The organism is Arsenophonus nasoniae DSM 15247 (assembly GCF_000429565.1).
Lineage (GTDB): Bacteria > Pseudomonadota > Gammaproteobacteria > Enterobacterales > Enterobacteriaceae > Arsenophonus > Arsenophonus nasoniae.
The window spans coordinates 17,945-34,916 of record NZ_AUCC01000035.1 but is presented as its reverse complement, the minus strand read 5'-3'; the positions used below and the strand labels follow the sequence as shown (position 1 = coordinate 34,916).

Here is a 16,972-nt window from a genome sequence, read left to right as displayed (position 1 = left end):
CTTTGAGGCCACACGCACTGCAGGCTTTGGATTTACAGGTTTGACAAAAGAAGCGTGAATGAGAGCATTCAGGTGAAGAACAGCAATAACGGCGAACGCCCATAGCGCAGGTGCTGCAGGCGAGCATCTTTTCGACAGAGAGTAGTTGCCATTCATCCACGTAATTATTTTCGATGAAAAGGTTCCATCCGTCATCGTATTGAAATAGCAGTTTTGCAGGTCTGGGGATGTACATAGAGCAGAGTATAAAAGACGAGAAGGGAATTGCCTAGAAATAGAGCGCCTTTGCCGCGATGCTCACGCCAAAGGCGTGCTTATGTTCTGGTAAATGATTGGGAATAGATGTTAATAAATTATCATTCACATAGAGTTCGATTAACTTAGCGGGTAGTTTATCCGTTAAAGTCGCCAATTTATTGTATGAAACATTAAGAAAAGCTAACTCATCAGGCAAATTATCGGGTAAATAAGTTAGTTTGTTATGAGTAAGTTTCAGTTCTGCTAATTTTTTAGGTAAGTGATCGGGTAAAGCAAACAGTTTATTTTGGCTCGCGTCAAGTACCTGTAAATCGTTGGGTAAATTATTAGGTAATGCTATCAAGCGATTATCACTAACATCAAGTTTAAGCAAAAGACGAGGCAAATTAACTGACAAATTTGCCAACTTATTGCTGCTAATATCCAGCACAGATAAGGCATACGGTAAACTCACTGGCAAAGCTTCGAGTAGATTATTATGAACATCGAGCTGTCTTACCGTTCCCGGTAAACTATCGGGTAATGCAATTAATTGATTATTGCTAACATTAATATATTTTAATGTTTTTGATAGATTATTAGGTATAACTGTCAACTGATTATTGTTAGCGGTTAGATATTCTAATTTATTAGGTAATTGCGCAGGTAATGCCTTTAACTTATTATTTCTAACAATAAGTTCAGATAAATCATTTGGTAAATGATGCGGTAAGGTCACTAACTGATTACCATCAACATCCAAACCTAATAAGCTATCAGGCAAATTATCGGTTAACTCAGTCAATCGGTTGTGACTAAGATAAAAATACTGTAGAGCATCGGGTAGATGGTCTGGTAATAAATTGAGTTGGTTATGACTAACATCTAAATTTTTTAATTTATTCGGTAGCGTGTTGGGCAACGTCTTCAATCGGTTATTACGAATATAAAGATTTTCTAACATGCCTGGCATAATCAGCGGCAAACTGGTTAATTGATTATTACTGACATCAAGAATTTTTATACTATCAGGTAAGTGTTTAGGTAAGACTGGTAGCTGGTTATTATTCACATCCAGTAATATCAATGAATCTGGCAAATTAACGGGCAGTTTAATTAATCGATTATTATAAACTTCCAACACATTTAACGTGGTCGGTAGTTTACTCGGCAATTCAGTTAACCATGCAGAATTAACAATAAGATTTTTTAATGTATTGGGTAGCGTATCCGGTAACTTAACTAAAGGATTATGACTGACGGTAAGCTCAATTAACTCATTCGGCAAAGAGCTCGGTAACTCAGTAAGTTGATTATTAGCAACCGTAAGATACTTTATCGAAGCAGGCAAATTATCGGGTAGGCTACTTAGTTGGTTATTATTAGCAGTAAGATACCTTAAAGAATTAGGTAATTTATCCGGCAATTGAGTAAATTGATTATGACTGATAATTAGATACTTTAAAGAATCAGGTAAATTATTCGATAGCGTCGTCAATTGATTATGAGTAACCGTAAGATCAATTAACCCATTAGGCAATTGATCAGGTAAATGCCTTAATTCATTATGACTCGCATTAAGCGTTATTAACTTATCTGCTAGTTTATTTGGCAGCTGCGTTAATCGATTGTTGCTAACATTGAGGGTTATTAACTTATCAGGCAGTATATCCGGTAACTGAGTTAGTTGATTATTATTAGCAATAATTTCATTTAATGTCGCGGGTAAGTAATTAGGCAAAGAAGTGAGTGCTAAATCTGATAAATCAAGCACGGTATGCTTGTTATTCAAGCAATCAACAATTCTTTGCAAGGCAATATCTCTTTGTTCGCCTGCTGATGCTTGTTTTACCCACACCGACCATTCAGTCTGAGGTTGGCCTTCTGTATTGTAACGTGCAAGCATCCCCAATTGTTCCGAAGATAGCGTGACTAATGGGTTACCACTAACATCAAATTCTACTAACTGATTGGGCAGATGTTTGGGCAAACTAGTTATTTGATTATCTTGCGCAATCAGGCTTTTTAATGAATTGGGTAACTTATTCGGCAAACTAATTAATTTGTTATCGCTAATATTCAATTTTTCAAGTTTAGCTGGCCAAACATAGTCCAAAACATTTAATGAATTATGTTCAATGAGTAGATTTTTCAATGTTGTTGGTAAATTGAGCGGTAACATTTTTAATTGGTTATTGCTAGCGGTGAGATATTTTAAAGCAGCAGGTAAATCATTAGGTAAATGACTCAATTGATTATTGCTAACATCGATGGTAACTAACCAGTGAGGTAAAGTTTCGGGTAAGGCTGTCAGTTTATTATTACTGACAATCAGGCTTTTTAATTTATAAGGCAATTTATCAGTCAAATGATCCAAATGATTATTACTGGCATCGAGTAATACTAAGTTATAGGGTAAATTATTAGGCAAATCAGTTAACTTATTCTTTCGTACTTCAAGACCTTCTAAAAAATCGGGTAAATGATTAGGTAACTTGCTAATAAAATTACCATTAATATTAATATGTTTTAATTTATTTGGTAAATTATCAGCTAATTTAGTCAATTGATTATTACTAACATTCAGATATTCCAATTCTGCCGGCAAATATTTTGGTAAAGCGGCTAGCTGATTATCATTGGCATTAAGATAAATTAACATGTTTGGCAACTCATTAGGCAAACCAAGTAATTTGTTATTGCTGACGCTCAAACTCATTAAATTCGCTGGCAAAATAGCAGGTAATTTTTGCAATTGATTACCATGCACATCAAGTCTTTTTAAATCAGTCGGCAGTGTATCGGGTAAAAAAGATAATTGGCTATTTGTAACACTAAGGGCAATTAGATTACTGGGTAAATGATTAGGTAACGAAATTAAACTGGCTCCATTGATAGCTAAATGCTTTAAATTATCGGGTAGCTTATCGGATATGGCGATTAACGGATTATTATTTACATAAAGATCAACTAAATTAGCCGGTAAAGTCTCAGGTAAATTGACCAATTGATTATTATTAATTAACAGATAAGCCAAAGATCCTGGCAAACTCTCTGGCAAACTTACCAACTGATTATTATTAGCAATAAGATAGGTTAACGAATCAGGTAAATTATCAGGTAAAATTTTCAGCCGATTATTAGTCACATCCAGATTTTGCAACCGCTCGGGTAAATGAGTGGGTAAATCAGTTATTTGATTATCATTAAGTTTTAATTCTATTAATCCATTCGGTAGGCTATTAGGTAGTGTAATTAATTTATTATTGCTGGCAATTAACCGGTTTAAAGCTGTAGGCAAATGATTAGGTAAACTACCTAACTGGTTATTATCAACATTTATAATTTCTAATCCATCGGGTAAATGATTCGGTAATACCGTTAGTTTGTTACTACTGAGAGAAATATATTTTAAAGCAGTAGGTAAACTAGCAGGTAAATCAGTGAGCAGATTATTATGAACATCAAGTAAATCTAAATTACCAGGTAAGTTAGTCGGTAAACTTGCTAGCTTATTATTATGAACATCAAGCTTAGTTAAATTCTCTGGCAAATAATCAGGTAAATCAATTAATTGATTATTACTTGCAACCAGACTTTTTAATGCGTTGGGTAAAGTACTCGGTAACTGAGTTAATTGATTACTATAAATATCAAGAAAGCGTATATTATTCGGTAAATGATCAGGTAAAGAAGTTAACCCTAAACCCGATAAATCAAGAAAGATACTTTTATTTTTTAAACAATCAATTATTCTCTGTAAAGCAATATCTCTATATTCTGTTGGTTCTAAATGCGCTTGATTCGCCCATTTTTTCCACTCGATCATATGCAACTTAATATTATTTTCTGCATTCATTTTATTTATTATCTCAGTAATAAGTATTCTTTCAGAAATAAGTCTCCAATATGAACATGGCATTACATGTTGCGATAAAGGAAAATTTATTGATAAAGAAATTGAGTATAGCAGTGATATATAAGTAGTAGAGTGAGTTAAGACAGTTTAAAAATAAACCGGCTCAATGTTGAAAATAAATATTAATGTAAACAATTACAATAACAAGTGAATAATATATCGAATGGAAGCATTTAATTAACTAGTAAATATTTAACATATTAAAATAGTTAGTTATTTTTAAAATAAACTCGCCAATATAAATATTCTCTCTTAATCTGAAAATTTTCTAGCGTCAATATAAAACTAACCATTGATAACGGAAATATCAATGGTTTTATTTCAATCACAACCTAATTATTATGTCAATATAGCTAAGCAAAAGTGGCCCATAAAGGATCGGCCGGAATATCTGAGATCAAAAGTCCTGTTTCTGTCGGCGTCAATGTAACGTTGGTGGGTTGTAAAAAACGATATTGCTGTTGCTCATCATTATCATAAATTAATGCTTCCCGTCGATCGTTTGATAACCCTAAGTAAATCAGTTCATGATTACTATCTAAACTGCTTGCCGCTTGTACTATGCAACCAACGTTACTATCATACCAAGCTCTTACCGGATTTCCCTCTCGATCCTGTAAGCCCTGCAATATGAGGTAATCGGCTGCGTGTGGCACCGCATCAATCAGCTTATTCAAATCTAATATAACCCTGTCACTATGCTGATGTAACCAGTCCTGTGAAACGCCGATTAATACGTTTTTCCCCTGGTTATCCAGTAAACTAAATATCCCATCTTCTCGCTGACAAAATAATTTATTATTAATCGGAAAAAGTGAGCGAATATTGCTGGCAACCAATTGCGCCTGGCTATTGGAGAAACCATTATCTGGTTGAAAATAGAGCGCATGGGTTTGTGGATTATAAAAGTAATAACCGGTTGACTCACCTGTCGCGGTCGCCACAAGAATAAATTCTGCCAGCGATGCTGACCTCTGCGCTGGGTTGGCAATTACCTCATCGGCATGGGGTAGCGCATCACGCTCTGATTGAGCGACTAAATTTAAGTGGATCACATTATTTTCATACTGACCCTTGGTTATTAACCAGTAATGTTGCCTTTGGCCGTCATTATAACCAGATAAATAGACTATTTCTGCCAACTGACTGGGAATAAGAGTAGCTGATGAAACATGCTTATCTAATTGGTCGATATCAAGGGATGGGGAAGCGTCAAATTGGTTAGCCTCAGATAACAGCAACACCGGATTTTTATTTTGCCCAATAAAATCTACCAGCTGTTTGAGACTATTTAACAGGTTCAACATAGCCTTACTGCCATGAATCGCAACCAAATACAGCGCTGCATCCTCAACGGTATAAACACAACGCATGCCATTCTGCTCAATTACAAACAGCAATTGGCCATTTTCCTGGATCGTATAGCTACGGATGTCTGTGTGACTCGCAGCCGAAAAATCAAATGGCAGATATTGCCGCAATAACTGTCCCGTACTAATTTCGACCTGCCAAATTGTGGTATCGCGATAAAACCAGGCTTTATCGCCTTCAACTTTGGCTAAAATCGCTTTGTTCAGAAAGTCGGCCGAAACCGGCAGATTAGTATAAATCATACGGTCACGAGCGGTCTCATAATAGGCTCTCCCCACGTTACCTCCGCCAATATCCGGTTGATAGTCATCGATGATCACAAATGCCGAAGAGTGGTACTGACTATCGGCTAGCGTTTTAAGATATTTATCCAGTGCATCACTATTATTGAAATAGCGGCCATCCACATGAGTGAGATGCATTTGTTTACTCTTTTCATCAAAGACATAAGTTCCCTGTTTATTTACCACCACAATCTGTTTGGCTCTTTTCGGTAACGTTACCGTTACATTATCAATATAGAGACAGTTATCTACCTCACTAACCTGTAGATTGGTGCCCGGGCTAAGATAACGGGCATCCAATAGCCAACGCGTATTGGCATTATCGGATAGCAAGGTTACTGATCCCTCTTTCGCTAAACTAATCCGATATTCTCCCTCACCTCCAACCAACTGATAACTAATATAGAGCTGAAAATCCACTGGCAATGTTGGCATCACCAAATCCCTGTCGCGATCGTCCAAAATCACTTTAATCGGAGTTGCAACATAATCGGGTATAAGCCTATAGATTGCGCGTTCACCAGGAAAAGCATAAAAATCAAAGTCAAAGCGACCATCTTCTTCCAGTTTTCTTAATAGCTCAAATCCCCTATCACCTCGCGCAGTGACAAAGGGTAAGGTCATATAATGATAATATAAGTAGCTGATAGGCGTGCCTGGTAGGAGCAACGCGTGCTCACCAGGTTTAAAATTCTGACTATCTTGATAGCCCAATCCCTGTCGAACATTGATCGCCTGACTTTTATCTCGATTTAGGTCACGATTGGGCCAGAAGAAGAAATAATTACTATGACCTGAACCAACCGAGTGCGTAGGATCATTACGATAAAGATATTGGCTATCATAAGTCAGTGTATTGTGGCGTAAGTCCAGCTCGGTAATGACGGCCTCCGGTAGCGGCTGCATAATCGTAATCGTCATATCACTGCCAGGTATTTTTTTCGTTACCAACCGATAACCACCCGCTTTATAAGCTAAATCAACATCGGCAAAATAGTTGCCAACTATCTGAACATGATGGCTTACATTACCAAATGCTTCAGCCAACGCGGTGATACCCACCCCTACCCCGGCCAATGGGACAGCTAACGCACCAGCAAAGGTTGCAACCGTAGTTGCCCCTAGCATACTAGCCCCTATTCCTATACCAATAACTGCTAAATTAACAATATCAACCCCTAACTGAGCACTAAAAACCGCTCGTTGCAGATCATTTTGCGCATGCGCTAATTCAATGCTATCCAAAACGATACTGGCAATATTAAATACTCCACCTAAGAAGTAGCTGCCATAAAACAAGGGGCTCAATAATCCTTTCGTTGCCTGCTGCCCCTGGTAGGCAACCATTTGATATAAATTAACCAACCGCACGGTATCTTCCACTGTCCCATGCACCATTTGCGTTAAATTGAGATAAGTGTGTATATTCAGTGCCATACTTAAGGTGTCTGATAACTCACCATCCACTACACCAAGCCGATGTTTATTGGCAAACCAAGGGATCAATTCTTTGATTAGGAAAGCCGCATTTAATCCATGTACACTATCAACATCCGTTATATTACTATTACTGCGTAGAGCCAATGTTTTACCATTGTAATAATAAACTTTGATAATCATTTCCAGATATTGATTACATTTATTAATAAAATCAATAATATGTTTATTATTAGTGACTAATTTCTTTAATTGATTGGTCTCATTATGAATAAAATGTAAATCATAACTGCCCGGCTGTACTTTACTTTTGTTAAAACTGGTAAAAAGTGGTAGCCACTTTTGTAGCGATAAACGATGATAATGATAAAACTGACTCATAGTCGACTGAAATTGCTCAGCCTGCTTAATGAAAGAGATTAATTTATAAGAGATAGCCTCCAGCCTGGCAGGCGCCCCTAAAGTCGCTGGTTCAATCCCTGTTTTTGTCAGGTTATTAACTGTTTTGCCAGCCACTTTCTCTATATGCCATTCACTTTTCTCGTTATTAAAAAACAGCGTGGTTTTATTACCCGCTTCAGTCAACCGTTTTCTGCCCTCATCATTGACCATCAACTTAGCCGAATAGGCAGAGACAGTATAGGGCCGAATCGTTTCATCTAAAGCATCAGCAAATTGTCTGACATAACTGGTTTGCTGCTTATCGTCAGCCAACGAACAGCCAACCAGATTGATATGTTTCGGCGAAACCGTTATCCCAAAATCCGTCGCCAATTGTTTTAACTGCTGTGCCAACGATTTAGCTTCACGCCAGGCCAGGTTGATATGTTCTCCATCAAGAAGGCTTTCCCGGCCATGACCGACTAACTGCCAACGCTGCATTGTTTGCGGCCGCAAATGTTCGATATTGCCATGTACAATAAAAGTATCACCCTGGCTATCTAACTGGACTAAAACCGATATTTGCGGATGTTTTTTGGTTAATTGGATCGCCGCCTCTCTCACTAGCGGATCATTTTCCAACTGAATAATTAATTGGCCATTAAAACGACTGCTTTCCCCCTCATGCTGAAAATTCACCGCGGGTAGTTGCCAACCTGACACCTTACGATCAGAGGTCAAGCTGGCATAATCCCATCTTGAACCGGCCGCCAGGGTAAGATTAATCGGCTGTTGCATTAATTCAGCACTCAGTCGATTGCCGGTAAAGTTAAATTTTACTAATTTATTGGGCATATGATCAGGCAGCGCAGTAAGTTGATTATTACTGACATCAATCCTCATTATTGAATTTGGCAAATGATTGGTTAATGTTTTTAATTGATTATTACTAACCGCCAAATTGGTTAAACCGGCCGGCAGGCTATCAGGCAAGAAGGTTAACTGGTTATGATCAGCATTGAGTAATAGTAAACCAGCCGGTAAATGATCCGGTAACCGAAGCAATTGATTGTAACTAATATCTATACCGAGCAACGTGGTGGGTAAATTATTGGTTAACTCCACCAACTGGTTATGGCTAATATCTAATTGTATTAATCCAGCAGGCAAGCTAGCAGGCAGAGAAGTTAACTGATTATTATCCGCATAAAGCTTTTGGAGAGTAGATCGGAGTTTCGCCGGCAACGCTGTCAGCTGGTTATCGTTAACATTTAATGCTATCAGATTGTTGGGTAAATGATCGGGTAGGCTAGTGAGCTTTAAGTTTGATAAATCAAACGATTTTTCTTGCAAACGAAGACAATCACTCATGCGCATAAAAGCAGTTTTTCTGGAATGTATTTCATTTTTTGGTGCTTTTCTTAACCATTCAAGCCATTCTAAAATTAATTCATATTTAGAGCGGGGTAACTCAGATAATTGTGGATGCGACTTCATTTCAGTAGCAGCAATGGAAATAGGGGCATGGCCCATAGAGACTGGATTATTGTCAATATCAAGAAAAAGCAGTTTATTAGGAAAGTGAGCCGGTAATTCTTTCAGTTGATTACTGCTAACATTGAAATATTTTAATTGAGTGGGCAGATTAGGCGGCAAAAACGTTAGCTGATTATCACTGACATTCAGGTATCTTAGCACATCAGGCAAATGATTAGATAATGCAAATAATTTATTATGACTAGCATCTAAATATTTTAATTTAGCAGAGAAACTTGCTGGCCGTATTTCTTCCAATTGATTATCACTGACATTAAGATGCCCTAACTGATTGGGCAAACTGTCGGGAAAAGCAGTGAATTGATTACTACTAATGTCAAGTTTTTTTAATTTATTGGATAAATTATTTGGCAGGGATACCAGCTGATTATGACTAACATTCAACGTCATTAAAATATCGGGTATATAAGTTGGCAAATTAGTCAATAAATTATTATGTGCATCTAAATGTTGTAACATCATAGGCAAAGTATTCGGCAAAGCCGTCAATTGATTACTACTAATATCAAGGTAAACCAATGAATCAGGCAGATTGCCGGGTAAAGCATTTAACTGATTATCGGCCGCATATAAATATTTTAGCTTAGCTGGCAAATGGCTAGGTAAAATTGACAGTTGATTGTTATTTATTCTAAGTTCGCTAATAGTCGCGGGTAAATGAGCGGGTAAACGGGTTAAATGTAAACCGGATAAATCAAGTGAATTACTATTATTATCAATGCAAGCTGTTATTCTTTCTACGGCAATCGCCCTGCCGTTAGCTTCGTCAACAGTAATATTGCTATCAGCCGCCCAATTACCTAACGCCTCCGCTGAAATGTCGATGCTATGCTCAGCAGCGAACCATTGAGGGAATTGCAATGGAAAACGAGTCGGGATTGCGTCCAATGGATTACCACTAAAATCACAGTACTCTAACATTAAAGGCAGATGTTCAGGTAAGGTGGCTATCTGATTATTATGCACATCAAAAAAGGTTAGATCTTCAGATAAATCAGCAGGTAAAGCATGCAACTGATTATTATGCAAAATAAGAGTATCCAAATCCTCAGGTATACCAACGGGAAACGCAGTTAATCGGTTGTAACTGGCATCAAGGTAGATTAAATCTGCAAAAAAATGCGGTAACTCAGTTAATTGATTATTACCTAACACGATATGGGTTAAAAACCTAGGCATAATAGCAGGTAATTGGGATAATTGATTATCTTGCACATAGAGAAACTGAAGGCTATTAGGAAATTCATTAGGCAGTGAAGTGAGTTGGTTATAGCTAACATCAAGAAAAAGTAAATTAGTCGGTAACCTACCCGGCAATTCAGTGAGTTTATTATAGGCAGCATGTAAAGCTTCGAGTGATGTGGGTAAATCAACAGGTAATACGGTTAATTGATTGTGTCTTACATCTAATTAAGTGATCCCATTCGGTAACTCGGGTAACGCCGTTAATTGATTGCGCTTAACATCTAATTTAATGATCCCAGGCGGCAAATCTATCGATAATGAAGTTAATTGATTGCCAGCAATAAATAAGTGCTCTAACGAGTTAGGCAAATTATTGGCTATTAAATTTAACTTATTAAAACTGGCATGAAGTACTATTAATGAATTCGGTAAATGGTCAGGTAATTTTGTCAATTGATTTCGATTAACATATAACTGTTCTAATTTAACCGGCAAATTGTCAGGTAAGAATTTTAATCGGTTATCACCAACATCTAATATTGTTAACTTTGGTGGTAATTTATCAGGTAAAAATTTCAACTGATTGCAGTAAACATTGAGATTAGTTAATTCACTTGGTAAATCCAATGGCAAGAAAGTAAGTTGATTGTCATCAACGAGTAAAGTACGTAATGTATTGGGTAAAATTTGCGGCAGCTTTTTTAATTGATTATGACTAGCAGCCAATATACTTAGTTTACTTGGTAACACCTCCGTTAAGTTAGTTAATTGATTAGATGCCACATTCAGCTCTCTTAGCTCTTCTGGCAGTTGATTGGGTAATACACTTAACTTATTTTTATCGATTTTGAGTACTTGCAAGTTAAGTGGAAGTTTAGCAGGCAGCGCGGTTATCTGATTATTGCTGACCTTAAGATTCCATAATGTGTCAGGAAGAGAATTTGGTAATGCGGTCAAAAATGCATTTTTAACTTCTAATGTTTGTAGCATAGATGGCAACTGATTAGGCAAAGCAGTCAATGGATTATCGCTAACTTTAAGATACCAGAGACTATTGGGCAGCTTATTCGGCAAGCTCTCCAAGTTGTTTTTATCTACAAACAAAACGCCCAATGATGAGGGTAAATTATCAGGTAAAGCGGACAATTTATTATCACCAACATTTAATAATCTTAAGTTTGCAGGCAGCTCACTAGGCAAACTAATTATTTGATTTTCTGAAATATTTAAAGACATTAGGTTTTTTGGCAGATGATCAGATAGCGCCGTCAGCTTATTAGCATTAGCACGCAATGCTAATAATTCCTCAGGCAGATACTCAGGCAAGCTAGTTAATTGATTTTGACCTACATACAAATGAGTTAATGCTTTGGGTAAATTATTGGGCAAGTTAGTTAACTGATTATCACTAACATCTAATTCTATTACCCATTCCGGTATAGTAGGCAACGAAGTTAAAGACAAGTCGGATAAGTCAAGAGATGAATTTTTATCCTCAACACAGTCAAAAAATTTCCTTAGCGCAACACTTCTCTGTTCCGCTGGATCGATGTTTGGTTGTGATGCCCAATCACGCCATTCAGTGGTCAGATTCAATAAAGCAGGTGTAATATCCATTGTGCCGCCATCCTAATGCAGGTTAATTGTTAAAAATAACTTATAAATTTAGTAAAATTTAATAATTAGGCTATTTTATTAACAACGCAAAATGTTAACTGCAACAAATATTGCATAAAATAATGGCTAGAAAACCGAAAGCATTAGCAAATAACGGGATGAACAAAAAGAGAATTGTTGCCAGCCGCAAGAGCGTTAATTTGTGGCTGGCAGTTGCATTGCGCGAATAAAAAATAGGTGTGAATAAACGTTATTAAATCATTATCACTCCACTTGATCGAGATAGATAATCATAAATAGCGGCATGCTTGCCAAGGATTCAAGCTCTGGTGCCTTTGGATATTATTTAACAACCCCCAATGATCCATTATTTGGTAATAACGTATTCCAACAATACTAAATAACCAAGCTAACTTAATCTTCATTAAAACAGATAAAAAATAGCAATGATAAAAATAAATCATCCAACGATTAACCGAATAGATGCGTTCAAATAAATTGATATTCAACAGAGCTAACTAAATAATTAAAATCAGTTTTTGTTTGATAATAAGACAATGATGATCTAAAAAGACGACTAAGCAAAAGTTGCCCATAAAGGATCAGTCGGAATATCTGAGATCAAAAGTCCACTTTCAGACGGCGTCAATGTGACATTGGCGGGTTGCAAAAAACGATATTGCTGTTGCTCATCATTATCGTAAATTAATGCTTCCTGCCGATCTTCTGATAAACCTAAATAAACCAGATCATGATTAGCATTTAAACTACTTCCGCCCTGGACTATCCGACCGGCTTTACTATCATACCAAGCTCTTACCGGATTTCCCTCTCGATCCTGTAAACCCTGCAACATGAGGTAATCGGCAGAATTTGGCATCGCATCAATCAGCTTATTCAAATCTAATATAACATCGTCACTATGCTGACGTAACCAATCTTGTGAAACGCCGAGTAAGACGTTTTTCCCCTGGTTATCCAGTAAACTAAATATCCCACCCTCTTGCTGACAAAATAATTTATTATTAATCGGAAAAAGTGACTGAATATTGCTGGCAACCAATTGCGCCTGGCTATTAGACAAACCATTATCTGGTTGAAAATAGAGTGCATGGGTTTGTGGATTATAAAAATAATAACCGGTTGACTCCCCTACCGTAGTCGCCACAAGTATAAATTCTGACAGTGGTGCTGATAACTGCGTTTGGTTGGCAATCACCATATCGGTATGGGGTTGCGCATCACGCTCTGATTGAGCGACTAAGTTTAAGCGGATCACATTATTTACATACTTACCCTTGGTTATTAACCAGTAATGCTGCTCTTGGCCGTCCTTATAGCCAGATAAATAGACAATTTCTGCCAGCCGACTGGGGATAAGAGTAGCTGATGAAACATGCTTATCTAAGTGGTCGATATTAAGGGATGGGGAAGCGTCAAATTGGTTAGACTCAGATAACAACAACCTCGGATTTTTATTTTGCCCTGCAAAATCTACCAGCTGTTTTATCCTATTTAACAATGTTAAAAGATCTTTACTGCCATTAATTGCAACCAATTTCAGCGCTGCATCCTCAACGATATAAACACAGCGCATGCCATTCTGCTCAATCACAAACAGCAATTTACCATTTCCCTGGATCGTATAGCTACGAATAGCGGCATCATTTACCACAGGAAAACTAAATGGCAAATATTGCCGCAATAACTGGCCCGTGCTAATTTCGACCTGCCAAATAGCGGTATCGCGATAAAACCAGGCTTTATCACCATCAACTTTGGCTAACATTGCTTGGCTGAGAAATTCCGCTGCATCTGGCCGATTGGTATAAATAATTCGGCTACGAGCGATTTCATAATAAGCTCTGCCGACCTGTCCCACTGCATTATCTGGTTGATAGTGATCGATGATAACAAATGGCGTCGAATGATCCTGAATATTGGCTAACATTTTTAGATATTCATCCAGTGAATTACTATTATTGAAATGCATTGCATCCATATGGATAATATGCATTTGCTTACTCTTTTCATCAAAGACGAAGGTTCCCTGTTTATTTATTACCGTAATCCGACTGGCATTTTTCGGTAACGTGACGATAACATTATCTATATTGAGATAGTTACCCTCTTCGCTAACCTGCATACTAGTGCCTAACTTAAGATAACGCGCATCCAATAGCCAACGTGTATTGGCATGATTTGATTGTAAGGTTATTGATACACCTTTCGTTAAGCTAATCCGATATTCTCCTTCACCACCAATCAACTGATAACTTATATAGCGCTGAAACTCGACCGGTAATATAGGGAGCACCAAATCCCTGTCGCGATCGTCCAAAATCACTTTAATCGGGGTTGCCACATAATTTGGTATAAGCCGATAGATTGCCCGTTCACCGGGAAAAGCATAAAAATCGAAATCAAACCGACCATCTTCTTCCAGTTTTCTTAATAGAGCAAAACCTCTATCATCACGTGTGGTGACAAAAGGTAAAATCATATAGGCATAATCTAGGTAAGTAATCGGCGTACCTGGCAGGATCAGAACATCATCACCTGGCTTAAAGTTGGATTGACTACTTTGATAGCCCAATCCCTGTCGAATATTGATCGCCTGGCTTTTATCTCGATTTACGCCTCGATTGGGCCAGAACAAGAAATAATTACTGTGACCTGATCCACTGGAATAAGTAGGATCATTACGATAAAGATATTGGCTATCATAAGTCAGTGTATTGTGGCGTAAGTTCAGTTCAGTAATGACGGCGCCTGGAATCGGCTGCATAATTGTGATAACCGCATCACTATCAGCGATTTTTTTCGTTATCCGCCGATAGCCACCTTCTTGATAAGCCAAATCGATATCGGCAAAATAGTTGCCAACTATCTGAACATTATGGGTGACATTACCAAACGCTTCAGCCAACGCGGTGATACCAATCTCTATCCCTAGCAACGGGACAGATAGCGCACCAGTAAAGGTAGCAACCGTGGTTGCCCCTAACATGCTAGCGCCTATTCCTGTGCCAACAACCACTAAATTAGTAATATCAACCCCTAACTGAGCACTAAAAACTGCTCGTTGCAGATCATTTTGCGCATGCGCTAATTCAATACTATCCAAAACGATACTAGCAATATTAAATACACCTGCTAAAACATAGCTGCCATAAAACAACGGGCTCAATAATCCTTTTGTTGCCTGCTGCCCCTAGTAGGCAGCCATTTGATATAAATTAACCAACTTTAAGGTATCTTCCACTGTCCCGTGCACTATTTGCGTCAAATTGAGATAAGAGTGTATATTTAGTGCCACACTGAGGGTGTCTGATAACTCATTATCTACTACGCCAAGCCGATGTTTATTGGCAAACCAGGGGATCAGCTCTTTGAGCAGAAAAGCGGCATTTAATCCACGCACACTATCAACATCCGTCATATTAGTCCGTAAAACTAATGTTTTACCGTTGTAATAATAAACTTTAATAATCATTTCCAGATATTGATTACATTTATTAATAAAATCAACAATATGTTTATTATTAGTGACTAATTTCTTTAATTGATGGGTCTCATTATGAATAAAATGTAAATCATAACTGCCCGGCTGCACTTTACTTTTGCTAAAACTGGCAAAAAGTGGTACCCACTTTTGTAGCGACAAGCGATGATATTGATAAAACTGACTCATAATCGACTGAAATTGTTCAGCCTCTTTAATGAAAGACATTAATTTATAAGAGATAGACCCCAACCTAGCAGGAGCACCTAAGGTCGCTGGTTCAATCGCTGTTTTTGCCAGATGATTAACGGTTTTACCGGCCACCTTCTCTATATGCCAGTCATTTTTCTCGTTATTAAAAAACAGCGTGGTTTTATTACCCGTTTCAAACAAGCGTTTTCTGCCCTCATCATTGACCATCAGCTTAGAAGAGTAGGCAGAAACTGAATAGGGGCGAATCGTTTCATCTAAAGCAGCAGCAAATTGCCTGACATAACTGGTTTGCTGCTTATCGTCAGCCAATGAACAGCCAACTAAATTAATATGTTTCGGCGAAACCGCCAACGCCAGATCTGTCGCTAATTTTTTTAATTGCTGTGCCAGTGGTTTAGCCTCACGCCAGGCCAAGCTGACATGCTCTCCATCAAGCAGGCTTTCCCGACCATGGCCAACTAACTGCCAGCGCTGTCTTGTTTGCTGCTGCAAATGCTCGATATTACCATGCACCGTAAAACTATTTCCCTGACTATCAAGCTGCACTAACACCGATATTTGCGGATGTTTTTTGACTAATTGACTCGCCGCCTCTCTCACTAGCGGATCATTTTCCAGTTGGATAATTAATTGGCCATCAAAACGACTGCTTTCACCTTCATGCTGAAAACTCACCGCTGGCAGTTGCCAATCTGACACCTTACGAACAGAGGTCAAGCTTGCATCATTCTGACTTGAACTAGCCAAGCTAAGGTTAATAGGTAGATGAATCGATTTGGTTTTAAGTTGATTTCCGGTAAAGTTAATTTTTATTAATTTATCAGGAATATAATCAAGCAGGTTAGTAAGTTGATTATTACTGACATCAATCCTGATTAATGAATTTGGCAAATAGTTAGTTAATGTTTTTAATTGATTATTGCTCACAATCAGGTGCGTTAAATTAGCCGGCAGGCTATCAGGTAAGAAGGTTAACTGGTTATGATCGGCATCGAGTAATAATAAACCCGCCGGTAAATGATCCGCTAAGCGAAGCAATTGATTGTGACTGATATCTATACCGAGCAATGTAGTTGGTAAAGTATTGCCTAACGCCATCAACTGGTTATGGTTAACATCCAATAGTATTAACCTTTCAGGTAGGCTAACCGGCAGAGAAGTTAACTGATTATTATTAGCATAAAGCTTTTGGATAGTGGATGGGAGTTCCGCCGGCAACGCTGTCAGCTGATTATCGTTAACATTTAATACTATCAGATTGTTGGG

General features: G+C 37.8%; 4 protein-coding genes and 1 pseudogene. All 5 read right to left on the bottom strand.

Annotated features, from left to right (window positions below; genetic code table 11):
- Positions 1 to 235, bottom strand: a 235-nt coding sequence (locus tag G468_RS22900; protein ID WP_211229662.1) for a transposase zinc-binding domain-containing protein, incomplete at its 3' end; no start/stop codon positions are given.
- Positions 236 to 268: 33 nt separating this feature from the next.
- On the bottom strand, positions 269 to 4,159 hold the full coding sequence (locus tag G468_RS22435) for a leucine-rich repeat domain-containing protein (RefSeq protein ID WP_211229661.1): 3,891 nt from the start codon (positions 4,157 to 4,159) through the stop codon (positions 269 to 271).
- 350 nt (positions 4,160 to 4,509) lie between these two features.
- A complete protein-coding gene (locus G468_RS20350) occupies positions 4,510 to 10,503 on the bottom strand; it encodes a TcdA/TcdB pore-forming domain-containing protein (RefSeq protein WP_135677929.1) in 5,994 nt (1,997 codons plus the stop codon).
- A gap of 93 nt (positions 10,504 to 10,596) precedes the next feature.
- Entirely contained in the window at positions 10,597 to 11,988 is a 1,392-nt protein-coding gene (locus G468_RS20345; RefSeq protein ID WP_051297022.1) for a leucine-rich repeat domain-containing protein, read from the bottom strand.
- A 577-nt stretch (positions 11,989 to 12,565) separates the two neighbouring features.
- Positions 12,566 to 16,804, bottom strand: a pseudogene (locus G468_RS24690) (TcdA/TcdB pore-forming domain-containing protein).
- Positions 16,805 to 16,972: the final 168 nt, after the last annotated feature.

What these genes read in the sequence shown, in the direction of transcription:
- G468_RS20345 (WP_051297022.1), bottom strand. Translation starts at nt 11,988, where the DNA reads ATGGATATTACACCTGCTTTATTGAATCTGACCACTGAATGGCGTGAT.
- G468_RS22435 (WP_211229661.1), bottom strand. Translation starts at nt 4,159, where the DNA reads ATGCCATGTTCATATTGGAGACTTATTTCTGAAAGAATACTTATTACT.